The sequence below is a fragment of the Treponema pallidum subsp. pallidum str. Nichols genome, from assembly GCF_000410535.2.
Taxonomy (GTDB): Bacteria; Spirochaetota; Spirochaetia; order Treponematales; family Treponemataceae; genus Treponema; species Treponema pallidum.
In genome coordinates, this window is sequence record NC_021490.2 from 813,386 (window position 1) to 839,546 (window position 26,161).

23 protein-coding genes are annotated in these 26,161 nt (G+C 53.4%); 11 read left to right on the forward strand and 12 right to left on the reverse strand.

The annotated features are described in order from the left end of the window. From TPANIC_RS03705 to TPANIC_RS05345, 3 genes are all read right to left on the reverse strand, one after another. Positions 1-1,035 carry a hypothetical protein gene (locus tag TPANIC_RS03705; protein WP_010882192.1) on the reverse strand — a complete coding sequence of 345 codons (1,035 nt, stop codon included), beginning with the start codon at positions 1,033-1,035 and terminating at the stop codon, positions 1-3. Positions 1,036-1,123: 88 nt separating this feature from the next. Then, the gene (gene cfpA / locus TPANIC_RS03710; RefSeq protein WP_010882193.1) at positions 1,124-3,160 is read right to left on the reverse strand and encodes a cytoplasmic filament protein CfpA; all 2,037 of its coding nucleotides are present in this window, start codon (positions 3,158-3,160) and stop codon (positions 1,124-1,126) included. Next, positions 3,138-3,359, reverse strand: a complete 222-nt coding sequence (locus TPANIC_RS05345) for a hypothetical protein (protein WP_010882194.1) — start codon at positions 3,357-3,359, stop codon at positions 3,138-3,140. The genes cfpA and TPANIC_RS05345 overlap by 23 nt, the downstream gene beginning before the upstream one ends. Between TPANIC_RS05345 and TPANIC_RS03715 the strand changes: the two genes are divergently transcribed. After that, positions 3,329-4,000 carry a vWA domain-containing protein gene (locus TPANIC_RS03715; RefSeq protein ID WP_010882195.1) on the forward strand — a complete coding sequence of 224 codons (672 nt, stop codon included), beginning with the start codon at positions 3,329-3,331 and terminating at the stop codon, positions 3,998-4,000. The two genes, TPANIC_RS05345 and TPANIC_RS03715, sit on opposite strands and share 31 nt — an antisense overlap. Positions 4,001-4,036: 36 nt before the next feature. Continuing rightward, positions 4,037-4,750 carry a vascular adhesin/metalloprotease pallilysin gene (vwb, locus tag TPANIC_RS03720; protein WP_010882196.1) on the forward strand — a complete coding sequence of 238 codons (714 nt, stop codon included), beginning with the start codon at positions 4,037-4,039 and terminating at the stop codon, positions 4,748-4,750. Between the two features lie 137 nt (positions 4,751-4,887). On the opposite strand, the gene TPANIC_RS03725 is transcribed toward vwb, so the two are convergent. From TPANIC_RS03725 to rpsU, 7 genes are all read right to left on the reverse strand, one after another. Next, positions 4,888-6,003: an SPOR domain-containing protein gene (locus tag TPANIC_RS03725; RefSeq protein ID WP_235214023.1), complete on the reverse strand. Its 1,116-nt coding sequence runs from the start codon at positions 6,001-6,003 to the stop codon at positions 4,888-4,890. Positions 6,004-6,110: 107 nt separating this feature from the next. After that, positions 6,111-6,395 (reverse strand): hypothetical protein, encoded by a 285-nt coding sequence (locus TPANIC_RS03730; RefSeq protein ID WP_010882198.1) that lies wholly within the window; start codon positions 6,393-6,395, stop codon positions 6,111-6,113. Beyond that, positions 6,392-7,762 carry a tRNA (N6-isopentenyl adenosine(37)-C2)-methylthiotransferase MiaB gene (gene miaB, locus TPANIC_RS03735; protein ID WP_010882199.1) on the reverse strand — a complete coding sequence of 457 codons (1,371 nt, stop codon included), beginning with the start codon at positions 7,760-7,762 and terminating at the stop codon, positions 6,392-6,394. The genes TPANIC_RS03730 and miaB overlap by 4 nt, the downstream gene beginning before the upstream one ends. A 41-nt stretch (positions 7,763-7,803) precedes the next feature. Next, positions 7,804-8,460, reverse strand: a complete 657-nt coding sequence (locus TPANIC_RS03740) for a PTS sugar transporter subunit IIA (protein ID WP_013945354.1) — start codon at positions 8,458-8,460, stop codon at positions 7,804-7,806. A gap of 85 nt (positions 8,461-8,545) precedes the next feature. After that, on the reverse strand, positions 8,546-9,505 hold the full coding sequence (gene fmt / locus TPANIC_RS03745) for a methionyl-tRNA formyltransferase (RefSeq protein WP_010882201.1): 960 nt from the start codon (positions 9,503-9,505) through the stop codon (positions 8,546-8,548). A gap of 3 nt (positions 9,506-9,508) precedes the next feature. Beyond that, positions 9,509-9,997 carry a peptide deformylase gene (gene def / locus TPANIC_RS03750; RefSeq protein ID WP_010882202.1) on the reverse strand — a complete coding sequence of 163 codons (489 nt, stop codon included), beginning with the start codon at positions 9,995-9,997 and terminating at the stop codon, positions 9,509-9,511. A 40-nt stretch (positions 9,998-10,037) separates the two neighbouring features. Then, entirely contained in the window at positions 10,038-10,247 is a 210-nt protein-coding gene (gene rpsU / locus TPANIC_RS03755) for a 30S ribosomal protein S21 (RefSeq protein WP_010882203.1), read from the reverse strand. A 194-nt stretch (positions 10,248-10,441) separates the two neighbouring features. Between rpsU and TPANIC_RS03760 the strand changes: the two genes are divergently transcribed. From TPANIC_RS03760 to TPANIC_RS03770, 3 genes are read left to right on the forward strand one after another with little or no spacing between them, the layout of a single operon-like run. Further along, on the forward strand, positions 10,442-12,400 hold the full coding sequence (locus TPANIC_RS03760; protein WP_010882205.1) for a penicillin-binding protein: 1,959 nt from the start codon (positions 10,442-10,444) through the stop codon (positions 12,398-12,400). Beyond that, positions 12,381-13,259 (forward strand): motility associated factor glycosyltransferase family protein, encoded by an 879-nt coding sequence (locus TPANIC_RS03765; RefSeq protein WP_010882206.1) that lies wholly within the window; start codon positions 12,381-12,383, stop codon positions 13,257-13,259. Before TPANIC_RS03760 ends, TPANIC_RS03765 begins: the two co-directional genes overlap by 20 nt. A 20-nt stretch (positions 13,260-13,279) precedes the next feature. Beyond that, positions 13,280-14,470 carry a 6-hydroxymethylpterin diphosphokinase MptE-like protein gene (locus TPANIC_RS03770; RefSeq protein WP_014342821.1) on the forward strand — a complete coding sequence of 397 codons (1,191 nt, stop codon included), beginning with the start codon at positions 13,280-13,282 and terminating at the stop codon, positions 14,468-14,470. Positions 14,471-14,531: 61 nt separating this feature from the next. On the opposite strand, the gene TPANIC_RS03775 is transcribed toward TPANIC_RS03770, so the two are convergent. Next, entirely contained in the window at positions 14,532-15,473 is a 942-nt protein-coding gene (locus tag TPANIC_RS03775; RefSeq protein ID WP_010882208.1) for a hypothetical protein, read from the reverse strand. Here TPANIC_RS03775 and TPANIC_RS03780 point away from each other — a divergent pair. Continuing rightward, positions 15,432-16,607 carry an HD-GYP domain-containing protein gene (locus TPANIC_RS03780; protein ID WP_010882209.1) on the forward strand — a complete coding sequence of 392 codons (1,176 nt, stop codon included), beginning with the start codon at positions 15,432-15,434 and terminating at the stop codon, positions 16,605-16,607. The genes TPANIC_RS03775 and TPANIC_RS03780 overlap by 42 nt on opposite strands. On the opposite strand, the gene ftsH is transcribed toward TPANIC_RS03780, so the two are convergent. Then, on the reverse strand, positions 16,589-18,418 hold the full coding sequence (gene ftsH / locus TPANIC_RS03785; protein WP_010882210.1) for an ATP-dependent zinc metalloprotease FtsH: 1,830 nt from the start codon (positions 18,416-18,418) through the stop codon (positions 16,589-16,591). The genes TPANIC_RS03780 and ftsH overlap by 19 nt on opposite strands. 402 nt (positions 18,419-18,820) lie before the next feature. Here ftsH and TPANIC_RS03790 point away from each other — a divergent pair, with 402 nt between their 5' ends. The 5 genes from TPANIC_RS03790 to TPANIC_RS03810 all read left to right on the forward strand — a co-directional run bounded on the left by TPANIC_RS03790 (position 18,821) and on the right by TPANIC_RS03810 (position 26,144). After that, positions 18,821-19,702: a hypothetical protein gene (locus TPANIC_RS03790; protein ID WP_010882211.1), complete on the forward strand. Its 882-nt coding sequence runs from the start codon at positions 18,821-18,823 to the stop codon at positions 19,700-19,702. Positions 19,703-19,912: 210 nt separating this feature from the next. Continuing rightward, a complete protein-coding gene (gene fusA / locus TPANIC_RS03795) occupies positions 19,913-22,000 on the forward strand; it encodes an elongation factor G (protein ID WP_010882212.1) in 2,088 nt (695 codons plus the stop codon). 138 nt (positions 22,001-22,138) lie between these two features. Next, positions 22,139-23,176 (forward strand): migration/adhesion factor TmpA, encoded by a 1,038-nt coding sequence (gene tmpA, locus TPANIC_RS03800; RefSeq protein WP_010882213.1) that lies wholly within the window; start codon positions 22,139-22,141, stop codon positions 23,174-23,176. Beyond that, positions 23,173-24,150, forward strand: coding sequence for a LysM peptidoglycan-binding domain-containing protein (locus tag TPANIC_RS05500; protein WP_010882214.1), 978 nt, complete (start codon positions 23,173-23,175; stop codon positions 24,148-24,150). Before tmpA ends, TPANIC_RS05500 begins: the two co-directional genes overlap by 4 nt. Before the next feature lie 44 nt (positions 24,151-24,194). Then, a complete protein-coding gene (locus TPANIC_RS03810) occupies positions 24,195-26,144 on the forward strand; it encodes a DEAD/DEAH box helicase (protein ID WP_010882215.1) in 1,950 nt (649 codons plus the stop codon). Positions 26,145-26,161: the final 17 nt, after the last annotated feature.

Consider the following 26,161-nt stretch of genomic DNA (forward strand, 5'->3'; position numbering starts at 1 on the left):
CTAAAACAAATTCAACACCGTGTCTGGGGAACCGTGCAAAAACACCTCAAAACGAGAACTCGCCCCCTCCTTGAAATACTTAGAGAGCTTGGACAAATCCTTAATTTCCTCACCTGACACTGCAAACTGAATCACACTCCCGTGCTTCACCTTTCCCCATTTGAAGAGAGTGTTAATATCCACAATACGCTCACCATCGTAGAACACAATGACCTCTGAAGAAGGGTACCGCGCGTTGTAACTCCTGATAATACGCTTCCACGCTTCCACATTCCCGTTATGAAACAACTCGTTAGAAACAGGCACCGATATTAACTGAGACATCCGAATCGGACCTGCAGAGGCTTGAGCAGGAGGACGCGCGGTAGGAGACACAGACTCAGACGAAGCCCGATCACAGGTAGCCCCTTCAGACGCCCTGGCAGCGTCCGCACCCGACTTCTTTGCCGATCGAACCCTCTTGCCAGAACCCTCAGACTTTTTCGTAGACACAAATGCAAAAACCCCCGAAAGGATTTCTTTGGGAACCACGAACTTACGATTCTCTATCAGAGCAATCAAACCCTTGGCGACTTCGTCTGCAATCCGTTCATCAAGCGGTCCCCTATCCTGCTTTCCCACGTACACCAACAAGAGCTCATTTTTCCGAAAACCCTCGACAAGGGAGGCGTTCGAAGGATTCTTCGGGTTTATTGCCAAAAATCCAAGATCGGGGTGATGATAACCAAGTACAATATCCACTCCCTTCCACCGCGCAGTTTCCTGAGCAAACCCGAGACCCTCGACGGAAACCTTCCTTAGATTGTAAGAAAACAGCCGATACCCCCACGTGTCGATGAGTAGCACCGACAGGAGCGCTGCAACCTGCTCGCTTTGCATCTCCTTCGCACAGAGCAGCAGGTTGACCTGGTCTGCGACGTTATTCTTCGGATCACACTCATCCAACACGCTCAAAACGCCCTTCACATGACGCACTAGAGCATTAAAGTTCTTCTTCACCGCTGCAGGCACGTAAAAACTAGATGCACTCACCACGTAACACTCCTTTGATGATTAAAAAGCTCCCCGAAACAGAAAAGTTCCAGGGAGCTTCGGATCACGACAAAGTCTATCTACAATCTCGCTAGAGTTCGCGAATGGCAGACCGTCTACCACGTCGACCCTTGCCTGCATCCACCGCGCCAGCCTTTCTCGTCTTCATTCCAACATCCGAGCGCACATCCACCTGCTCAGCGGCCACGGAAGACTCAAGCGCAGGAGTCTCATTTACCATATCCATAAAAGCCACCCTACCGCTGGACTCCTTCTGGTCGGCACTGCCGTCACTAGCAAAACTCTGACCGATATCAGCACGCACCGTTGAACGACGACGACTAAACGAAGCAAAGGCAGCGTCCGCAAATCCTTTAGAGATACCATGCAAGAACTCATTAAGCACGTTAGCCATACCGTCGAGCGTCGCCTTCTTGCGCTTTATAGACGTGATGTCGATATCGAGCAGTAAGCCCGGCTGCAAGTGAAAAGGATTCACCAAGTAATCGAAACGGTTAAACTCGGATTCCAAGAACGCGAGACGCTCCTCCATAACCCGACGCTCAATAGGATACTGGTAATCATACATACCCTTTAACTTCCCACGCATCAGAATAAGCTTCCTTCGCATCTTGTCTTTCTCGTACACAAACGTACGATTCATCCGCTCCACCTCGGTCTCAGCAGGCTTCACAAAAGCAATCTCGTCCCATACCTTCGCAATATCCTCGTACACGGGCTCACCAGTCTTATCCTTGTAATGCTTCTTTATATGCTTCTTGTACACCTTAGCAAGGTCATCAAAGTCGGTAATCTTCGCCATGAACCTAGACGCCTTAGACTTATCGTACTTAGTACGCAGCACATCCCATAGATGATCCACCTCCGTCTCAAAAGAACGAAGCATCACCTCATACCCCTTACGCTCCTCAATCAACTGAGCATTATCGAGGTACTTTAAGCGCAACTGGTAACGCTCATCAGGAAGATTCGAAATATCTGTGTCATCATACTCACGAAGGATAAGCTCGCGCGCATTCTTGAAGTTCTCGATATACTGGTACCCCATCCTCGACGTATCAAGGATAGATGTAATCGAATTGATAGCCGTGTTAAAGCCACGATTCCTTATGTTCTCAAGGTCAACGATTTTTTTGATATTCTCGCGAACATTCAATTGGTCGAAAGTTTCCGGATCAATTTCCGCGCGCAAATTGCTGATTCTTTCCATCAACTCCCGCGAAATAAGCTCGTAGCGCTTGCTGTCAGGGTTCTCGCAGTCATCGTCGGTGAAATCGCTCACCATCTTCATCTTTTCGAAGATGATACTGCTATCAGACATCTCTTCCTTACCCTGGTCGATAAGCTCGTCCTTCACGCGATCAATTTCTTTGTCGATGGCATCTATGTAGTGATTGGAGATGAGATCCTTAATAAGGTACGCTACCGTCGTCTGGTAATGGAAGATAGGGCTAACTAACTCTGAGTCCAGAATATTGATAGACAACTTCACGTCAGTGACGGTCTTAGGACGCGCAAGATTGTCCTTGAACGCACACTTGACTACCGCATACGCATTCTCTCCGCGGACAAAAGCACCCACATCAACCTTCTGACGCAGCAAAGAATTGGTGTGCGTCTCAAGCTCATTCACACCCCGCTGTATATGACCCTGCAAGTGCCCGTACATATTCACCATCGATTTCTCGATCTCTCCGGTGTTGAACTTATCCGCTCCCGCAACCTCATCCAGTAGGATGGCAATCTCCTTCGGCGTGTAACGGTTCAACACCTTCATTTCCTCTCGGTCGATGAAACCACGGACCTTCTTCAGCATTTCGTCTTCCGCAGTCACCATGTACCGGTTGAACATGTTCTGGTAATTCTGGTTGAAGTAGTTATACAACTTTTCCTTCAACCCACCCATTACGTCCAGACGCTCGAGAACCTCCTTCGGCAGTTTAGTGTTCAGGTGGTGCAGAATCTTGTTTGTCTCTTCCTCTATTAGCTGGTTCACCTCCTGCTGCTGGTCACGACAGTCCTGCGCCAGTGAATTCCTTGACCCAACCGCACTCGGCTTTTCGGGATGAAACACATTGGGACTCTTAGGTAGATCTAAACTTGCCATTTACTTTTCTCCTTACGCATGGCTTGAGTATTCTCTCTGCTACAATACCTTTCGTCGATTGTAAACATGTTTCGTGAAATGTAAAGCTCTTTTTTATTTTTTCATACCTTTTTTGGTTCTTGTGATATAACCGTGCCCACGTAATGACCTGCATAAAGGGAGTATCTAATGCACCTGAAAAAAGCGCTTTGTCCTGCACTCTGCACCTTTCTCATCCACCTGTGCCTGCATGCAGGTGAACGCACTGTCCCCGTCGACATCTTCCTGATGATAGATAAATCACGCTCCATGCAAGAACCAGGAAAGTTCAGCAGTTTACACCGCTGGGTGCGCGATGAGTTCGTCTCCTCCATGACCATCCAAGGCGACTGGATAACCGTTTACCAGTTTTACGAAAAGCCTGAGGAACTTATCACCCTCACCTTACGCAGTGAGCAGGACCGAGATAAAATTATTTCCGTTGTCGATTCCATTGTCCCAAACGGTCGCTACACAGACATCGGCCGCGCTTTAGATACCGTCTGGGAGATACAAGAAAAAAGAAAAGACAACAACCGACACAAGGTTCTCTTGTTAGTTACCGACCTTGAGCACGACGCACCGCTCACCTCAAAGTACCGTGGCAAACAGCGTTCCTTTCAAAGTCCCTACCTTGTTAGAGCCCGACGCGTAAAACACGACAACTGGTACGAAATCACCTTGGATATGGCCGTGCACGACCGCGTTGCCCACACGGCGCGGGAGCTGTATCGCAGCATCGCAGCTGCGCACTCGAAACGCCCGACCCCTACTCCTCCTGCAAAAGAGAGTAGTCCGCGCTATACCCCTTCGCTTGACTAGGCTGGTGCCTCCGTACTGCGTGCAAGGAAGCGTCCCGTGAATAGACCTTTACTGAGTGTGGCCGGATCGTTGTTCGTCGCTGCGTGGGCTCTATATATTTTCTCCTGCTTTCAGCACGGTCACGTTCCTCCACGCAGAATTCCCCCGCATGATACCTTCGGCGCTCTACCCACTGCTGCACTTCCCAGCAACGCGCGGGACACCGCCGCACACCCGTCTGACACGGCAGACAATACGTCCGGCTCGTCCACCACGACAGACCCACGGTCACATGGAAACGCCCCGCCGGCCCCTGTAGGCGGAGCAGCACAGACACACACACAACCGCCTGTACAAACAGCAATGCGCATAGCCCTTTGGAACCGTGCAACACATGGTGAACAGGGAGCACTCCAGCACCTCTTGGCAGGACTGTGGATACAAACTGAAATCTCCCCGAACTCAGGCGATATCCATCCTCTGCTGTTTTTTGACCGAGAACACGCGGAGATCACATTCTCACGCGCATCAGTCCAAGAAATCTTCCTGGTAGATAGCGCGCACACACACCGCAAGACGGTGTCATTTCTCACGCGCAACACCGCAATTTCCAGCATCCGCCGCCGCCTTGAGGTAACATTTGAATCCCACGAGGTGATACACGTAAGGGCGGTTGAAGACGTAGCACGGCTCAAAATTGGCAGCACGTCGATGTGGGACGGTCAATACACCAGATATCACGCCGGTCCGGCTAGTGCTCCTTCGCCCTGATGCGTTGCTGAGCAATTGCATTCCACGGGTTTATTCCTGGTTTTCCCCACGCTATCCCCATATCCACAGCTTCCCCACGCGTTTATGCACCACCTTATACAGGAACTCATTCTAAAACACCGATGTGTGCCGGCCCCCTAGAATAGGGGAAACGTCTCGTATCCTGCATCTTTTAGTCGGTGACCAACAAAGCCGGAATCATCCTCCGGCACAAAAACTTGGTAGTACACCGCGTCTGCACGTCGGACCGTATGCAGCTGGAACCCAAAACCACGCCTCTCCAGATCGTCCATCAGCCGTTGCGCATTTTCCTTTGCTCGAAAAAACCCGAGCTGGTACCCCCGTGGCTTCTCATCTCCCGCGCCCACCTCATCGGGCACAGATACCCCTCCCTCGAGAATCGACACGCCCAAATTATGGGACGACGACATAGCAGACCGCGCAGCCGTGCCGTCTGCGGCCACGTGCGCGCGACGGGTCCTGTGCGCTGCCACCACCTCGGGTACAGGACGTAGCTTCGCGTCCTGCAAGACAACTGTCTCAGATTTTCCCATTGATTCAACTGCTTCTCCGTACGCACGCGGCATCAAATGCCAAAAAACCGACGGCGCTATTTCCACCGCCCCTATAACCGAAAGTGCTTCAAAGCTTTGCGGATACCTCTCTGTCAGACGCTGTGCCACCTTCTCATCCTGAGTAATCCACCAACGAGTAAACAGCAACACCGTCTCAAACACATTGAACACACCCTGCGTGCCATACTCTTCCAATCTTTCCAACTGCTCATGGAGATGCGCGGCCGTAGACGCCGCATGGAGCGCAAGCCACACGTGATAAACCAAGAACGTAGCATGCTGTTTCTTGTTTAGCACCTGCACACCTATGTGCTCGACTTCTGCCAACGTTTCCCGTGCATACTCGCGCGCATCCGCGGCCATTGCATTACGCGTAGCTTCAAGTAAGAACTGCACGCGCTCAGTACCCAGCGCATACAACGCCGCATCTCGGTAACGATGTGCCGCACGCTCATGAGCATCGTGCAATTCTAAATACTGAGCAAAGAGCGAGAGCGCTTCCTTTTTCTCCGTAAACGAAGAAAGCAACGGAATATGCTGCTCAAAATACGCATGCACCTGCTGAAAATTGCGCAATGCAAAACCACGCATCGCCATTTCCTGGACACGCGCCGTATACGCGGCAACTGCTACGTGGAAGAAGAAAAAGGACGCGCACACCGCGCGCGACAGCACCATGCGCTGTGTATCGGACAAAAACTGCACGCATTAAGCAGAGAACCCAAACACGCACACGCGCGCCGTCCTGCGAGCCCTAGACGCGACTTTGTGTCATTGCAGTCTGGCTAGGGAACGTCCACATGCTCCGGAGAAGAAACGCCGCCTGTAGGAGCAGAGGTAGGACTGTCTTCACGTTTCTGTTTTCTTGTTTTCGCGTCCGGATCAATAAGAAAAAGCAACGCCGTAAGCGCACCGCACGCAAAGGCAAAAAGCAAGCTCAAAGTGATCGGCACTGCCTGAAAGGTATAAAAGACAAGCGATACATCGCAGCGGTGTTCCACGTTGAAGGACATGAAGAGCGCGAAACCCACAAGTACGATAATAAAAAAAATCAGCTTTCCATATGTCATTTTGCACGCTCCTGCACCAGATGGGCACGCAAGGTCCTGCCGCGCACTTCCTTCACTTGCACGTCCACAAAGCGTCCGATGTACGTAGGATCCACCTTTCCTTCAAGCACGGTCATTTCCCCAAGCTCTGTATGTCCAAACAATTCTTCAGGATTATTTCGCGAGCGCGACTCTACCAACACTGGCAATGTCTTTCCTACCCGTGCGCGCATCTTTTTCAAAGTAGTACTCATCTGCAGAGCAATGACGCGTTGTAGACGCGCAATCCGCGTTGCATCAGGGATACGATCGGGAAAGTCATAGGCAGGCGTTCCCTCGCGCGGGTTATAGTGATACATAAAAGCGGAATCAAACTCCACCTCCCGCATGAGATCCAGCGTTTGCTCAAAATCCTCCTCCGTCTCCCCCGGGAACCCAATAAGAATATCTGTGCTCAGCGCCACATTGGGGACACTCGCTTTCAGTTTACCCACCAGCGACAGATACTGCTCTCTCGTGTAACTCCGTCGCATCCGCTTGAGCACTCCATTCGCCCCATGCTGCACTGGCAAATGCACCAGACGACACAGACGAGATTCCTGAGCAATAGTAGCAATCAGATCATCAGAAAGGTCTTTAGGGTGACTGGAAACAAAGCGGATCCACTTTATCTGATCTTTGACTTCGCAACGACGAACCAAATGACGCAACAGCTGGGGAAAGGTAACTATGTTCCCTTCACGGTCTCTTCCCCGATACGAATTAACATTTTGTCCGAGCAACGTAATTTCCCGCACTCCTTTCTCAGAGAGCACATCCACTTCCTGCAAAATAGCATCAAGATCACGCGAGATCTCCCGTCCACGCACGTATGGCACAATGCAAAACGAACAAAAATTATTGCAGCCATTCATGATGGGGATAAAACTTTGGAATGAACCTTCGCTATATGAAGAAGCGAAAAAACGATACCCAGAGACAGGATGCTCCCGGTAACGCTCGGAGATAAACTCAAAGCGGTAATCTTTCTGGGTAAGCTTCTGTTCAATTTCTTGGAAAATGGATTCAAATCGCGCGTGCGCAAACGTACCCACTACATAATCAATACGAGGAAACTGCTGCTGAATTTTGTCGTGTAAACGCTGTGCCATACACCCCATAAGGATAATGAAAAACGCACGCTTTTTTTTAAGAGAAGAAAATAAGCCAAGTCTCCCAAAGACCCGCGTTTCTGCTGTAATTCGCACAGAACACGTATTGATAATCAGCACGTCGCACGTCTGCGCGTCTACCGCCTTTGTCCACCCCCGCGCCAACAGGAGCTGCTCTACAGAAGCAGACTCTGCAACATTCATCTGGCACCCGTACGTTTCAAAAAAATAGGTCAATGCTTTCCCTCTGCCTGAACAATCCTGCTCTCTTCTAAATCTTACAAACTAGACTGCTCTGTCAACACGGTGTACGCTTCTAGCGCGGTGTTAGTCTGCAAGAGGCGCGTCCGCAAATCGGGCCTTTTCAATTTTGAACTAAAAAAAGAAAGCGTTTGCAAATAGTACCGGTGCTGATTGGTAGCAGCGGCAATCATAAAAACAAGATGTACGTCTTGTCCGTCAAGAGGACCGAAATCAGCAATACCTTTTTTTGAAATTCCTACCGCCATAACCAAATCAGTTACAGAAGACAAGCGCACATGAGGAACTGCAATACCACACCCAATTGCAGTCGACATGAGCTCCTCGCGCCGCACTATTTCTGCCGCAAGCTCGCTACGATTTTTAATCTGAGGTGCAGTGCTCAAGCAATCAGAAAGCTCATAGAGCGCCGGACGACGCTCAGACTGTTCAAGATGCAGGATACGATCGGTGGACAGGATCCGCTCAATGGGCAAAACATCCGAATGGCTCTGTCTGTGAGAACAGGAAAGACAAGTGTCAACCCATCGCTCAACTTCTGACCTGCGAAACCGCCACACGGTGCCCACTTTTCCTGACGGAATCTTCCCCTTTTGCGCCCACTCATACACGGTACGTTCAGAAATTCGCAGGTACCGCGCAACCTCTTCTATCGTGAGAATTTCTTCGGACAAACCAACCTCCCCTTTCTCTGTAACAAGACACACTTGGGGTACGCATCATGCGTTGCGTAGAAATCTCACGCCTGGCGTGTATCACTCACACCCCTAACCTACCTGTCAGCAATAGAGGGGAACCATTGAGGAAATCTCTCCAAAACAGAGGTTTTTTCCCGGAGCGCTGCAACTGTAAAAGGGACAGAACTCCATCGCCTGTCTGGACAAACACCCCATTTTTATCTGCAGCAAGCACTGTCCCCACAGGAGCGAGGGGAACAAACGAAGACTCACACGACCTCGCCTGCAAAATCGCTATCCTTTCCCCATCTTTATAGGTGAATAGACCCGGCCAGGGAGTAAAGGCCCGAATCTTGCGCTCCAACACAACTGCAGGATTACTCCAGTCCGCCAATCCCATCTCCCTACAGAGCTTACCACAAAATGTTGCCTGCGAGTGATCCTGTGCTGCAGGGGCGAGCGTGTGCCGCTCAACACCGACTAAAACATCATCCACAAGATCGGCAGCCACCAAAGACAAACGAGAAAGAAGCGCGCCAGTAGTCTCTGTACCGTCGAGCTGAACACGGGACTGCGCAAGAATGTCCCCTGCATCCATCTCCTCACCAATGTACTGGAGCGTCACACCCGTCTCGCAGTCCCCCGCTAAAATCGCCGCAGGGACCGGTGTACTCCCTCGCCAACGCGGCAACAACGAAGGATGAACGTTAATAGCACCGCGCGGGAAAAGCGCAAGGAACCGAGGGCCAAAAATCTTACCGTAGGCAAAACACACCAGCACGTCCGGACGCAAAGCCTCCACCGCGTCATAAAAGGCGCGATCCAAACGCCCCGGAACGAAAAGAGACGCAGACTCAGGAAGAACCCCAGACGCTTTTAAGCGAAAAAATTCCCTTGCAACCGCAGAATGGACAAGCTTCCCCGAGCGTCCGACAGCAGCAGGAGGATTCGTCAAAACCCCCACAACCCGATGAGCGCACGCCACCCGGCGCAAAGAAGGCACGGCACACTCTGGAGTTCCCGCGAAGAAGACCCTCACCATGGGCTAACGAATCGTCCCGCGCAGCGCCGCATACCGACGAAGGGCATCATCCCTCCGCTTTTCGTCAATGCGATCCAAAAAAAGAATACCGTCAAGATGATCGTACTCGTGCTGGATCACTCTTGCCAGAATACCATCTGCATCAACGGCACAACGTTTACCATTCTCGTCGAGGTACTGCACACTCACCCGACGCGGACGCAACACCCTTTCATAAATGTGAGGAATGCTCAAACAGCCTTCCTCGTAGGAAGATTGCTCTTCAGACGCGGCAGTGATCTGGGGATTGATAAAAGCGCGGACGTGGTGCTCAACATCTACTACAAACACGCGGACGGTACGCCCTACCTGCGGCGCCGCAAGCCCCACACCGCCTGCCCCACGCATCACACGAAACATACCCGAGATGAACGCGCGCAGCTGCTCGTCCACCTCCGAAACCGGCTCGGAAACCGTTGTCAGGCACGGCTCACCTAAAAACTTAAGCTCCACCGCCTCTTCCCGCTCTTACCCAAGAGAAACTCATACCCGCCTAGTACAGCCTTGAGTCGCTGACCTTGCGCCCCTTCTTCATCAGCTTGCGCCGCAACGCCTTCTTCTTGCGATTCAGAAGCGTGGAAGGCTTCTCATAAAATTCTTTTTTCTTCCACTCGCGAATAATACCTTCCTTCTCCACCTGGCGCTTGAAGCGCTTAATTGCCTTCTCTAAATTCTCAGAATCATCCACCGTTATGTGAGCCACCGACCCTCCCCTGAAAAAAACACAGCCTACCAGGGGTAGGCTAGCGCAAAAGACGTCCCCTGTCAATCGTTTCTTCCGAAAGCACTCCTGCCTCCCCTGCACGCACACCCTACGTGTCTTGCTTATGCAACCGCTGACCTTCCTAACGTGCGTCTACTTGTGGTACAGTGCAGCGCTGTGCGTAGAAGTCAAAATTGTCCGCACCGACCTCCTTTCGAGTGCATCCGTGGGACGCTAGCCTACCCTGCACAGGCGTCCACCCCTCCTGGGAAGAGGCCCGACCTGCCGTGAACATTACCCGAAGCCGCGTTGCGGTCTTTATCTCCTCCCTGACCGCTGTGCTTCTGCTGCTCACCGTTCAGTGCGCGCGGTATATGCTCATGCGTGGCAACGAGACAAAGGAACTGAACACACTCACTGAACGCGGCGCGATCTTGGACCGAAATGGCCGGTTTCTTGCCGTTGGAACCACCGTCTACAACCTCAGTGTTAACAAAAATCTTGTCTCAGACCCACGCACTGCAGCCCACGTGTTAGCACAGGTCCTTGACCTTTCAGAACAAGATATTGAAGAAAAATTCCGCACCGCGCGCGCTCACTTCTTTTACCTCAAGAAAAAAATGAGTGAAACGGAAAAGAACCTTGTCGCTCACGCTCTTAAGGAGCACTCCCTGAAAGGATTTCGCCTAGAGGCAGTGCGCAACCGCATCTATCCAGAAAGTAGCCTAGCGTCCACGGTCATCGGATACGTAGGTGATGACGGAAGGGGACTGAGCGGTATCGAGTACACCTTGCAGGATGTTCTTTCTCCTGCCCCGTACCACACCGGGTATACGGGCAAGGGGCATACTGTCACCCTCTCGATCGACCGAACCATCCAGTACATGATGGAAAAAATCGCAGATACTACGCTCCGGCGTACCCAGGCAGAAGGACTCATGTTCCTTGCGGTGGAGGCAAAGACAGGTCAGATTCTATCCTACGTCAGCAAGCCGTCTGCTAACCTTTCACACTTTTCCCAAAGTACCCCTGCCGAACGCTTCGATCGCCCCGCCCTTTTCATCTATGAGCCTGGCTCTGTGTTCAAAATTTTTTCCATCGCTGCACTGTTAGAACTCGGGGTAACTTACACCCACGACACGCTCCACTGCGACGGTTCCTTCTCCTTTACCTCCCCCTTTTTAAAACCAGGTCAAAAAGGCCATCTCATCCGCTGCCTGCGCCCACACGGCACCATCAGCGCTGAAGATATCATCCGGCTTTCGTGTAATGACGGCATGGCACAAATTGCTGAACGTGCCGACAACCACAGCTTTGAGCAACTATTGCGCGCTTTTGGATTTGGCGCGAAAACAGAAATTGAGTTGCCGGGGGAAACCGTCGGTCTCTTCTCTCCCTCAGAACGCTGGTCCCACCGCAGCAAGCACACCATCGCAATCGGCCAGGAAATTGGCGTCTCTGCCTTGCAGGTTGTGGCTGCCGCTACCGCGCTCGCCAACGAGGGCGTACCGCTCGGCCTCTCCCTCCTCCATGAGGTCACTACCGCCGAAGGTACCGTGGTGTACCGGCACAAAAAGAAACCCAAAACACGCGTTATCTCCGCAGTAAATGCGCAAAAGGTGTTGCGATACATGCGCACCGCCGCAGAACTTGGCACCGGGAAAAAGGCGCTCGTAGACGGGGTGCCGATCGCAGTCAAAACAGGCACTGCGCAAATGGCGCACAGAAATGGTCGTGGGTACAGCGACACCGACTACCTTGCAAGTTGCATCGGCCTTTTCCCCGCGCACGATCCAGAAATTATCTTATACATTGCCATCATCCGTCCTATCGGACAAGCCTATGGAGAGCTCATTGCAGCGCCTGTCATCTCTCAAGCGGCAAACGAGATTATCGACTACCGCGGTATGGTCCGTGCCAACGCCCCGTTAATCCAACATAGCGGTCTCATCCATACGTCAGAACGGACACCTCCACGGTTAGGAACCCATATGCCAGACCTCACCGGTCAACCTAAACGTTTACTCCTGGATATTGCAAAACGCACCGACGTGCACCTTGTCCTTACAGGAGAAGGTTATGTGTACGAGCAGCATCCGCCTGCGGGCACACCTCTGACAAAAGGAATGACCATTGAACTCAAACTCAAATAAAAAGCGAGATCCCGCGCGTTTCCCGGCCGGTGTTGCGCAAGGCTGCAGTACCACACGCGCAGGGGATCTGAAACACAGAAGAAAGCATCCCTTTGAGAAGTTTTTTGCGCAAAACAGCGCTCTTTTTGCCCAGCGGTTTCCAGATCTTGCACGTGCGCTGACACTTCCAAACGAGCAGCTCCTGCAACGCATCCCTCCTGATTACCTCCTTGCAGCGGCCCATGACGGAGACGCAACGCTTGCAGTACGGGGCACCTATCTCCACTCAAAATATCGGCCGCGGCAAGAGGCTGCACGTCTTATCAGCCAGGATTTTTTTACGCACGCGATTGCAAAAGGCGGCTATGTAGGTGCAGGTTTAGGTCTTGGCTATGTAGCAGAACTGTACGCGCAGCAGCACCCTACGCACACGGTAGTGCTTATCGAGCCAGATATATTCGTGTTCCTGCTTTTTTTAGCCAGTAGACCTCTCACTCCCCTCCTCCGACACGAACGTCTAAAAATACTGCCTGCACAGACGGTACCGGATGTGTTGCAGTTCCTGCGCGCCACGGGGGATGTGTCTCTCCCCCTGTTCCATTTCTTACCAGCCCAGGAGCTAAACACCGCGTGGTTTCACGATTTTACCCAGGCGCACCGGCACGCAACTGCACAGGCAGAAACGAATAAGCAAACGCTGCAACGGTTCGGTCCGCTTTGGATACGCAACACTATAAAAAATGCCGCACAGCTGTGTGTGCGCACGCCCGTAAATGCGCTGCGCAACTGCGCGGCAGGGAGTACTGCACTCATCATTGCAGGTGGCCCTGGGGTGGATGCGAGTATATCGTTCCTTCCGTACCTAAAAAAAAAACACTGATTATTGCGGTTGATACCGCGTTGCGCGCGTGTGCACGCGCGCGCGTCACCCCGGACGTTGTGCTTCTGTTTGATCCACAATACTGGAACTATTTGCACGTAGCACGTGCGGTGGCGCCCCATGCACTGCTTATCACTGACATTTCTGTGTTCCCTGCAGTGTTTCGACTCCCGTGGGAGTACATTGTCCTTGCAGGTTCGGCATGCCCTTTCGCTACATCCCTTGCGCACCATGATGCCTCCTGCTCTCCTTCCCACGCTCTTCCTCTCCCTTTTGTCGCGCCCGATCTTCTCGCCTCAGGTGGGTCGGTTGCTACAAGTGCGTGGGAATGTGCCCGCTACTTGGGAGCGACAACCATAGTGTACATAGGGTTGGATCTGGCATTTCCTGGAGCGCGCACGCACTTTCGCGGAGCGCTGTTTGAGGAGCGGGCACACCTGCAATCGGGTCGAGTGGCTCCTGCCGAAACTACCTCCTTCTGTGCACTGCACTCCCTGCCCCTATATCCTGTCCCGGCTGCATCTGACCCCCATCCAGGAAAGAACTCCCCTGCTTCCCCTACCGGGGAGAACAAAGAGCAAACGGTGCTAACCGACGCGCGTTTTTCACTGTACGCCGTGTGGCTCGAAGCACACCTTGCGCGTTATACGCACATTAAAACGTATGCGCTTGAGCCTGCAGGAAGGAGAGTTGCAGGCATCACGCCCTTGCGCTTTTCCCAGCTTGTCACGTTACTCAACCGGTCTGCAGCTGTGCCGCACTGCCGGACCATGTATAGCCGCCGACGCAGGCTATACTCCCGGTATAGAAACAGCAGCGTGCAGGTCAATTGCACCGATGCGGTGCGCTGGAGGCGCACGATGAAGAGTACACCTGTGCACTGTCTCGGTCATTTCACGAAGAAAAAGAAATCCGCAGAAGGTGCACGGAACCTATGGCGTGCTCTCAGACGTGCGGATACGCGGTGCGCTTCTCCCCATAACCTCGAGCACGCACTTGAGAGAACTCGTTCCTTCCTCAACGCGATGCCACTGACACCCACAACGTATGAAAACAAAACACATGCATTGTACACAGCGCTGTGCACGCTCCTCCCGACCGAGCCTACCTACCGCGCACGGGCACACGCACACCTCTTTGAACTCCTCACCCGAACACTCAAGTTTTGCGCCGCCTATACCGAGGAGGAGGGGGAGTGGCGCGAGGCCTGACATCCGGGGCCACTCAAAGACGTGTGTGGGGCGCAGGGGCAGGGCCCGTGCGTTCCCCCTTTCAGGGAAAGAGCCAAGCGCGTGCGTCCTGCATCAGTTTTAGAAACACCAAGACGTCTACGTTTTGCTTCTTGCGATTCTCGTAGTCCGCCCAGCGGCGGGGCGTGTAGTGTGCATGGACGTCTGCCCTCACCTGTGCTGCATGCGCACAGCCGCGCGCAATCAGCTGGGCGTCGTGCGCGGGGGCGCGCCTAAGTTTTTCAGGAAGCACTTCTGACAGAAGGTATGCACTGAGTACGCGAATCAACGGCTGACGCTTGGTGTGCACCAACGTGAGAAGATGCGCGTGTGCCTGTTCAAAGTCGCCGCACAGGTGACACGCGAATGCGAGGTAAAAGCGAGTCCACGGCTGGACGGGCGCCTGTGTGGCGGCAACGCGCGTCATAAAGGTACGCAGCTCCGAGTACTTTCCCGCAAGGAGCTTGCCAACGGCAAAGGTGAGCGCGCACTTCATGATATACCGAGGGCGCTGCGCGTGCACAAAATGTTCTAGTCGCTCAAGTGCTTCAAAGTCACTTAAAAGGATCAGTGACTCTGAAAGGAGAGACACCCTCCGCAAGGCAACCCTATTGCGGGTGAACACTTCCTCCTCCAAAAGAGCTGCCAATGCCGACCAATCTTCCGCATCCAGGTATCGAAGCAGTCTCCTGTTTTTAACATAGAGTGTATTTATCAGCAAAAAGAGTAGGAGAAAAATGAGAAAAAAAATCCCATACGCGCGCACAGATTGCCAGCCTGTACCCCGGACAGGAGTGAGAAACAGAACATATCCGGTACCCATACACAGCAGCAGGAGTGCACCGTTAAAAAGCACTACTAATGCTTTGATCTTCATGGGAAATCTCCTATACTGCCTCCCCGCCTGTGCGGGGCGCCATTCTACTATGGGGGCGAGCGAAACGTGAATACGTATGCAATTGTAGATATACCCGAGGAAACCCACTTCAGCGATGACGTGTATCTTGATGACACTTTTTTAGTGCTGACCCCCGCAGGTCTCTTTGACGAAGCGCTAAAGAGTCGACTGCAGGAGTGGGACTTCACCACGGTGCACACCGGCGGACAACTGCTTTCTTCTGAGACTACACTGGAGTGTCCTCTGCCTGCATCCGGCGATCCAAACGCGAAGGGTGCTCCCGGATCCGAGGCCTTGCGTGCACAACGAAGCCGTTTTCACGCACTGAAGAAACAGTACAACGAGTTTCAAATGTTCGTTGAGCACGTTTTTGATCAGTATCGTGCAAAGCAGAGCCTGAACACGCGCGCGGTCATTGACCGTGCGAAGATGCTTTGCGAATTGGTAAAAAAGCATCGGCAAACGCTACTGCGCGTCCTTCCCACCATTCCCTACCGGGAGCACTACGCGCTTGAGACACATGCACTCCGTTCGACGTTGTATGCTGTTGTCATTGGGTTACAGCTAAAAATGCAACCGTTCAAGATCATTGAGCTCGCAACATCTTGCCTGCTTCACGAAATTGGCATGGCGCGCGTTATCCCGAAGGCGTACACCACGGAGGGGGAGTTAGATCCAAAAACGCAGAAGGCGATCTTTGCGCACCCTATTATCTCCTACCATATCCTGCGTGACCACTCGCTCCCTCTGCCGGTGTGTGTTGGGGCACTTGAGCATCGCGAGCGCGAAAATGGGCTCGGCTACCCGCGCAGGCTCGTGGGAGAAAAGATTTCCCTCTATGGCAAGATAATCGCAGTCGCTTGTTCTTACGAGGCAGCAACCGCTCCGCGCTCATACAAGGAAATGAAAAACGCCGCTGAGGGCATCGTCGACCTTGTGCGTAACGCGAACACCCAGTACGATGCAGTCATTTCGCGCGCGCTTCTCTTTGCCCTGTCGTTTTATCCTATCGGGACCCATGTGCACTTATCAAACGGGAAAATCGCGCAGGTGGTGGACGTTAACCCCGACGACCCACGCTTCCCCATCGTGCAGGTACACGGAGAAATTCACCGCAACGGCAAGCCCATCATTCACAGCACGAGCGCAGACGAAATTTTTATCACGCGGGCCCTGAGCGTAAAGGAACAGCGTCTTATCCTTCAGGAAGGTGGCGACTGACCCTGCGCAGGGGCAGATGCCCCTTCCTGCTGCTGGCTTAGACGCTTTTTTAGCCCCTCTAGGTCGTGTTCGCAGCGAATAACTTCCTCAAACTCGTCGCGCTCGATGGTTTCTCGCTCCAAAAGGCGCGTTGCGATGTACTCAAGGAGCTCTTTTTTCTCCGTCAAGAGTGCTACCACCGCGCGGTAGCGCTCAGCTAGAACGCGCGCCACTTCCTCATCAACGTACTGCTGTGTGCACTCCGAATACTCGCGCGCTAACTGCGGCTCCGCGAGATACCCGGTTCCGCGGCGAGTAAGTGCAACGTTTTGAAACTTTTCGCTCATCCCATAATCTGTAATCATCTTGCGGACAATGTCTGTTGCGCGAGAAATATCGTTCCCTGCACCAGTTGAAACTTCCCCAAAGGCTACAAATTCCGCTGCGCGTCCTGAAAGCAGCACATCTACTTCTGCCAACAACTGCTGCTCCGTAACAATATGCCGATCGTCTTCAGGAATGTGAAAAGTATATCCAAGCGCAGAGGTGCCCCGGGGAATAATTGTAATTTTGTGCACCTTGTCTGCACCCTTCGTGAAGGTACCTGCAAGGGCATGTCCTGTCTCGTGATACGCAATAATCCGGCGCTCTTCTTCTCGAATTACCCGACTTTTTTTCTGCAATCCTATCATTGTCTTTTCGACCGCTTCGTCCAAATCCGTTTCAATCACCTGCGCACGCCCAGACCGTACCGCGAGCAACGCTGCCTCGTTCACCACGTTTGCCAAATCAGCACCTGAATACCCACCGGTGATGCGCGCCACTGCCTTCAAATCCACTTCTGGCGCTAACTTCACGTTCTGCGCATGAATACGCAGAATTGCCTCTCTTCCCTTAAGATCGGGCCGATCTACGCAAACCTGTCGGTCAAAACGACCGGGGCGTAGGAGCGCAGGATCTAACACATCGGGGCGATTGGTAGCAGCAAGCAAAATGAGACCGGTGGTGTTATCAAACCCATCCATTTCTACCAGAAGCTGGTTAAGCGTTTGTTCCCGCTCATCGTTGGAATGGATAGCGTTCAGGCGGCTTTTTCCAATTGCGTCAAGCTCATCGATAAAAATAATCCCTGGCGCCTTCTCCCGCGCTTGTTTGAATAAATCGCGCACACGCGAGGCGCCAATCCCCACAAACATTTCGATGAAGTCTGAGCCACTGATGCGAAAAAAGGGCACTGACGCCTCACCTGCCACTGCGCGTGCAAGCAACGTCTTACCCGTCCCTGGGGGACCGACCAACAGCACCCCGCGGGGAATTTTCCCCCCGATTTCAGTATACTTTTTAGGGAACTTGAGAAAATCAACTACTTCCATCAGCTCTTCTTTTGCCTCATCCACCCCTGCAACGTCTGCAAAGCGTGTGGTGACCTTTCCTTCTTCCACCGCCGCAGAGCGCGCGTGTCCGGCTGAGAAAATACTGCTCCCCAGCCCGCTTACATTTGAGGCCATCCGCTTAAAGAAAAAGCGCCAGACAAAAAAGAGGATGAGCAGCGGAAAGAGATATTGAAATGTCTCTATGAGGTAATTGCGCTCGCGCGGCTTAATACTGTAGACCACCTGCCGCTCATCGAGCATGCTCAAAAAGGAATCGGAGAGGACACCGATGGCATGATAGGTAGGAGCCTCCCGCTCAGAGAGCAACGAGAAACCCCGCGCAGAAGGCGCAGGGCGCGCGGAAGTGTACCCGACAAAGTAAGGGGAACCGACAACAACCTTTACGATTTCCCCACTTGCAATGCGATCTTTAAATTCCGAGAACGGGATGATGCGCAAAGCACGGGAAAACAAAAAGTGGTTTGCAAGAGCAAGCAGCGCACAAAGAGCAAGGAGCACGAGCGAGAGCACCTTACGCGAATTTCTGCGCGGAGGTCTTTCGCGTGACGACGAAGGGCCTTTTTGAGGGCGGGGGGAGAACTTAAAAAACCCGAATGGATCTGAAGAATCATCTGACTGTTTGTAGCGCGTATTCATCTCAGTTAAGGCTCCCTTTTGCAGTGCGCGCGGGCACGCCGGCCCATGATACACGAAAAGAAGGTGAAACGTCGACAGACTGTGTGAGAGCCGTACGGCGCAGCTTAGCGACGTCCGCTGGGGCGGTATGCACGGTGCTGCAAAAAAACACACGCGCGCGGCTATTGCTTACCCTCATGCGCGCGTTCACCGAAACTTCACCTAATGACACCTACCTATCACCCGTACCCGGGCGACAATCGCCCCTTTCTATACGCCGCGCTTCAGCGACGTGAGCACCTGTCCCTTATCCGGTACCGCGCAGAGCACGCGCAGGACCTGGCACCCTTGAGAGCGTTCTTGGCGCGCATCGAGGCGCACGCAACCGTCATTGGTGCACGCACGCGTGGGGACACCCTTTTTATCCTTGCCGCATCGATGCCGTCTGATGCACTGCGCGACGAAAAACACGCATATGTGCGCACAATCTCCTGGGAACAGGCTCCTCAGATACTTGAGACGTTGGAGCGTCCGCCGCTCCCTCCTTATTGCCCGCCCGTTCCTACTTCCTGTTCTTCTTCGCGTCTTATTCCCGACGTGCCGCACAACACCAGGTCACACGCGCAGGAGAGTTCCTACACCTCTCGGCATGCGCTTTTGACGCTGCTCATTGAGTGGCGCGCGCTCATGGTAGAGATGGACTATTCAGTGAGAGCGCACAGGGTGCAGCGTAGTTCTGCTCCGTTGCATGAAAGACACGGCACTCTTCCCTCTGACGTACTGCTCTTCCAAACACAGGGGGAGGTCTGCGCTCTCTGTGCCTTTCAGTTGCAGCACGTGCGCGCAGTAGGCGGGCAGCGTCATCTTATCATTCATGAAGCGGCAGGAGGCGGGAACATTGCATGCGAACGCATTTTCTCTCTCAAGGAGATTGATTTTGCCACTGCAAAATTTACTGAGCGTATCCGTCGCGGGCTGTACCAGGTTGCTGTGCATACGGCACACGCAGACTTTACGGTCAACCTCATCGTTCCCTCACTCAGAGAGCAGGGCGGCGCCTACTCCCTTGCAGAGTCTTCTGCCTTTCACAGGAGGGTAAGCGCGTAAACTGCAGATTACGCAAAACTAGCGGTTCTAGCCCGGAGGGGTGAAGCGCGCCGTGTGCATCGGCACGACCCCGCCAGAGAAGGCGGGCGCCCGTCTTCCCCGCGGTGGCGGGCTGCGCCCTGCTACCCCGTCTGCTGTGGAGCGGGGCCTTGTCTTTTTCCTGAGGGCTTGTTACGCTGCGCGCCAGTCCCCGAGGAAGAAGGAATTGCTATGAGTAGAGGTATTTCTACCTTCAGGAATATCGGCATCAGCGCGCACATAGATTCTGGAAAGACAACCCTTTCTGAGCGCATTCTCTTTTACTGTGATCGTATTCACGCCATCCATGAGGTGCGTGGTAAAGACGGTGTTGGCGCCACCATGGACAACATGGAGCTTGAGCGGGAGCGCGGTATTACCATCCAGTCTGCCTCCACCCAGGTCCAGTGGAAGGGACACACTATAAACGTCATTGACACTCCCGGGCACGTTGACTTCACCATCGAGGTGGAGCGCTCCTTGCGCGTTTTAGACGGTGCCGTCCTCGTACTCTGTTCGGTTGCAGGCGTCCAGTCCCAGTCCATCACTGTCGACCGGCAGCTCCGCCGCTATCACGTGCCCCGTATCTCATTTATCAATAAGTGTGATCGTACGGGTGCCAACCCTTTCAAGGTCTGCGCTCAGCTGCGCGAAAAGCTCTCCCTTAACGCGCATCTTATGCAGTTACCCATTGGGCTTGAAGACCGTCTAGAGGGTGTCATCGATTTAATTTCGCTCAAAGCCCTTTATTTCGAGGGAGAAAGTGGCGCGCACGTGCGTGAGGCGCCCATTCCCGAACAGTATCAGGCAGATGTGAAAAAGTACCGGGATGAACTCATCGATGCGGCGTCTTTGTTTTCTGACGAGCTTGCTGAGGCCTACCTTGAAGGAACTGAGACCGATCAATTGATTCGAGCGGCAGTACGTGCGGGCACCATTGCAGAAAAGTTTGTCCCGGTTTTTTGCGGTTCTGCGTACAAAAATAAAGGTATTCAGCCACTTTTGGACGCTATCACATACTACCTGCCAGATCCTACCGAGGTAACTAATACCGCGCTCGATCTGGATAGAGCCGAGGAGCCAGTTACCCTCTCCACCGATGCAGACGCACCGGTAGTTGCGCTCGGGTTTAAACTAGAGGATGGCAAATACGGCCAACTCACCTATGTGCGTGTATATCAGGGGACTATCAAAAAAGGGGCTGAGCTTTTTAACGTCCGCGCGCGCAAGAAATTCAAGGTGGGCCGTTTGGTACGGATGAACTCTAACCAGATGGAAGACATCAGTGAGGGAACCCCCGGAGACATTGTGGCGCTTTTCGGCGTGGACTGCGCGTCGGGAGACACCTTTTGCAGTGGAGATCTGAATTACGCAATGACTTCGATGTTTGTTCCAGAGCCGGTCATCTCGCTTTCCATCACTCCTAAGGACAAGCGGTCCGCTGACCAAGTTTCCAAGGCGCTGAACCGGTTCACCAAGGAAGATCCTACCTTCCGCAGCTTCGTAGATCCTGAGTCTAACCAAACTATCATCCAGGGGATGGGGGAGTTGCACCTGGATGTGTACATTGAGCGCATGCGACGCGAGTATAAGTGTGAGGTGGAGACGGGCATGCCGCAGGTGGCGTATCGGGAGGCAATTAGTGCGCGCGCGGATTTTAACTACACCCACAAAAAGCAAACCGGCGGTTCCGGGCAGTTCGGGCGTGTGGCCGGCTTTATAGAGCCCATCGCCGGGCAGGACTATGAGTTTGTAGATCAAATCAAGGGAGGAGTAATCCCAAATGAGTTTATCCCTTCGTGTGACAAAGGCTTTCGCACAGCGGTAAAGAAAGGAACTCTTATTGGTTTTCCGATTGTGGGGGTGCGCGTTACCATTAACGATGGGCAGTCTCACCCGGTTGACTCCTCAGACATGGCGTTCCAGGCGGCAGCGATTGGTGCCTTTCGTGAAGCGTACAATGGGGCAAAGCCAGTAGTCTTAGAGCCAATCATGCGAGTGTCGGTGGAAGGGCCCCAGGAGTTCCAAGGCAGTGTCTTTGGGTTAATTAACCAGCGGCGGGGAGTGGTTGTATCGTCAGCGGACGATGAACAATTTTCCCGCGTGGACGCGGAGGTCCCGCTGAGCGAGATGTTCGGGTTCTCCACCGTGCTACGTTCTTCCACACAAGGTAAGGCTGAGTATTCTATGGAGTTTGCTAAATACGGCAAGGCACCGCAAGGTGTGACGGACTCGCTCATAAAGGAATACCAAGAGAAACGAAAAGCAGAACAAAGGTAAGCGTAACGTGCTAGGCGGCGCGTCCTTCTCGACGCGGTGGCGAAGTCTTGAATAAGGGGGCTTTCTGGTGTACCCTCCCGGGCCGAACGGTACTCTCCTCACATGAGCCGAGGAGGTATCACGTGGGAGGTTAACATCATGAATGCTCATACGCTTGTGTACTCCGGCGTAGCACTTGCCTGCGCGGCTATGCTCGGCTCCTGTGCCTCGGGCGCCAAGGAGGAAGCTGAAAAGAAGGCTGCAGAGCAGCGTGCGCTTCTGGTCGAGAGTGCGCATGCTGACCGTAGGCTTATGGAGGCGCGTATCGGCGCGCAAGAGTCTGGCGCAGACACCCAGCACCCCGAACTTTTCTCCCAGATTCAGGACGTTGAGCGCCAGTCTACCGACGCCAAGATTGAAGGGGACCTCAAGAAAGCTGCCGGTGTCGCCTCAGAAGCTGCGGATAAGTACGAGATTCTCAGGAACCGAGTTGAAGTTGCTGACCTACAATCTAAGATCCAGACTCACCAGCTTGCGCAGTACGACGGGGACAGCGCGAACGCTGCGGAAGAATCGTGGAAGAAGGCACTTGAATTATACGAGACCGATAGCGCGCAGTGTCTGCAATCCACCGTCGAAGCGCTCGAGTCGTATCGGAAAGTCGCGCATGAGGGATTCGGCCGCTTACTACCCGATATGAAGGCACGTGCGGGTGCTGCAAAGACGGACGTTGGCGGTCTTAAGGTAGCCGTCGAGTTGCGTCCACAGCTGGAAGAAGCTGACAGCCAATACCAAGAAGCACGTGAAGCTGAAGAGGTAAATGCACGTGCCAAAGCTTTTAGCGGGTACCACCGTGCCCTCGAGATCTACACAGAACTGGGGAAGGTTGTACGCCTGAAGAAGACCGAGGCGGAAAAGGCGCTGCAGTCTGCAAAAACAAAGCAAAAGGCGTCCTCTGACCTTGCGCGGAGTGCGGATAAGAGTGCCCCACTTCCTGAAAACGCTCAGGGTTTCTCAAAGGAGCCGATTGAGGTAGAGCCGCTTCCAAACGACAGGCTTAACACAACGCAGGCAGATGAGTCTGCGCCGATCCCCATATCTGACACCTCTTCACCTTCTCGCGTGCAGTCTCGGGGTGTTGAAGACGGAGGACGTTCTCCAAAATCCTCTATGAACGAAGAAGGAGCCTCTCGATGAAGACACGTAATTTCTCGCTCGTATCCGCGTTGTACGTACTGCTGGGTGTTCCTCTGTTTGTGTCTGCCGCTTCCTACGACGACAATGAATTTTCTCGCAAGAGTCGTGCGTACTCGGAGCTTGCAGAGAAGACATACGATGCGGGAGAGTATGACGTCTCTGCAGAGTACGCCCGGCTCGCTGAGGATTTTGCGCAAAAATCCTCGGTCTACATCAAGGAAACTATGGCGCGCACCACTGCCGAGGACGCTATGAACGCTGCGCGCACCCGCCACGCGTGGGCGAAAAATGAGCGCATCGATCGCGCCTATCCGACCGAGTATTTGCTCGCTAGCGAGGCTATCAAGACCGGAGGGCTCGCTTTTGACAGCAAGCAGTACGACGTAGCGCTCACGTGGGCGCGTAAGGCGTTGGACGCACTCAAAAACGTAAAGCCTGAAAGTCAGTTGCTTGCAAAGGCCGCGAAGGAGGAGGCTGCGCGCAAGGCCGCCGAGGCACGAAAACTCGAAGAACAAAGAATTGCAGCCCAGAAAGCGCAGGAAGAACGTAAGCGTGCGGAGGAGGAAGCTGCGCGCAAGGCCGCCGAGGCACGAAAACTCGAAGAACAAAGAATTGCAGCCCAGAAAGCGCAGGAAGAACGTAAGCGTGCGGAGGAGGAAGCTGCGCGCAAGGCCGCCGAGGAAGCAGCGCGAAAGGCGGAGGAACTCGAGAAGGGTCGTGTGCTACCTGCGCAATACAAGGTGACTACGTGGTCCATTGACCGGGAATGTTTCTGGAATATTGCCAAAAACCCCGCCGTTTATGGCAACCCCTTCCTCTGGAAGAAGTTGTATGAGGCGAACAAGGACAAAATTCCTCAGTCCAAAAACCCCAATTGGGTAGAGCCTGAGACAGTCCTGGTCATCCCCAGTCTCAAGGGAGAGGAGCGCGAGGGTCTGTATGAGCCCAACGTGAAATACCGTCCTCTGCCGTAACGGATAGACAAGAGCGTATACGCTTTTTCCCCTTTTCCACAAGGGTGCAAGGGGCGTGGTTGGGAGCCCATAGAGAAAGAGCTCCCAGAGCGCTGGAACGCTACGGTGTCCAGCGCTCTTTGTGTGTTTTTGTCTCTACAAGAAAGTTCCACTTTTTGCTACACTTCCCTTCTATGGACGTGTCCTTTGAAGAGCTTGGTTTGAATGAACAATCGCTTGCAGCGGTGCGACTCAAGGGGTTTCGGTGCCCAACTCCCATCCAGGCTGCTGCCATTCCCCGACTGTTGGCAGGGGATGCGAATATCATCGCAAAAGCCCGAACCGGGACTGGAAAAACGGCCGCCTTCGGCCTCCCCCTTATCCAAGAACTGGGAAGCCCGTGCGAACACCCAGGGGCCTTAGTGCTTGTTCCTACAAGGGAGCTCGCTGCGCAGGTCGCAAGCGAACTGAGCTCCCTGAGGATACAAAAAATACCTCGGATTCACACCGTGTACGGTGGGGTCTCCATCGCGGAGCAGCTGCGTAATCTCGAACAGGGTGGAGAGATAATAGTAGGAACGACCGGGCGCGTCATCGATCATATTGAGCGCGGTTCTCTCGAGCTGTCTTATCTGCGCTACTTCATATTAGACGAAGCGGATGAGATGCTAAACATGGGTTTCGTTGAGGATATAGAGTCTATCTTCTCTCATGCAAATAAAGACGCACGCGTCCTTATGTTTTCTGCCACTATGCCCAGGCAGATCCTTTCTATTGCCTCTACCTTCATGGGAAGCTACGAGGTTGTTGAAGAAGTCACTCCAGAAGAGGCGCGCCCGCTCATTGAACAATTTATGTGGGTTGTAAGGGACGCTGACAAAATCGAGGCGCTTGTGCGCCTTATTGATGTGAGCGACAACTTTTACGGTCTGGTGTTCTGTCAAACCAAGGCGGACGCCGACACTGTTGCGAAATCTCTAGACGAACGCCATTACCATGTTGCTGCACTTCACGGAGATATTCCGCAAAGCCAGCGAGAAAAAATTCTCGAGCGCTTTCGTACAAAACGAGCGCGTATCCTCGTCGCCACTGATGTTGCCGCTCGCGGCATTGACATCGAAGGAATTACGCACGTGGTGAACTACTCCATTCCTCATGATAGCGCTACTTACACGCACCGCGTCGGCAGAACTGGACGCGCAGGATCACAGGGTATCGCTATCAGTTTTGTACGCCCACACGAGACACGACGGATGGAGTATCTGAGTAAACACTGTAATGGCGAATTGAAAGCTAGTACGGTACCTTTGGTGGAGCACATCCTTACTCAAAAGGAGGGGCGTATTTTCTCGTCCCTCAAGACTCATCTTTGCCAATTACTCTCTGAAGGGGTGCACGGAACCTTTACCCGTTTTGCGCAGCGGCTGCTCCAAGAAGACCTTAAAGCTCGCGTGGCAGAAGCCCTGGGTACTTCCGCCGACGTTCCTCAGGAACCGAACGTGTCGCTTGTCGCCGCGCTCCTGCAAATCCACTACGGTACTGCGCTGGACCCCAGGCAGTACCGGGATATTAAAACGATTACGCCAGAGACGGCCCGCGCACGTCCCCATGACGCGGAAAAGGCGTATGTGCGCATTGAGTACGGAAAAAAAAGCTACCTCACTCGGAAACGTGTTGTGCAGTTCATCTGTGCCCTGGTAAAAATCCCCGGTCATCTTGTAGATCGCGTTGACATAACCGAACGTTGCGCGTTTGCGCGCATACCCCGACGCGCAGCGGAGGAAGCAGTTCGCTTATCCAAGAAGCGCAAGGACCTGCCGCGCGTTTCCTTCGTTGGGCACGCCAGTCGCCTAAGAAATACCGCTACCCCTGCAGAAAAGTCTACCTATCCAAGGCGCCTCCCTTCCGGAGAAGGCCTAAGGGAGCAGATCTCAAGGAGAACCTCTTCCTCTAAGAAGGCTTCTGGGAAACCGGAGGATTCTCTTCCCCCTCCCCAAGAACATCGCCTTGATTGATGCAGCGGCTCACTGCG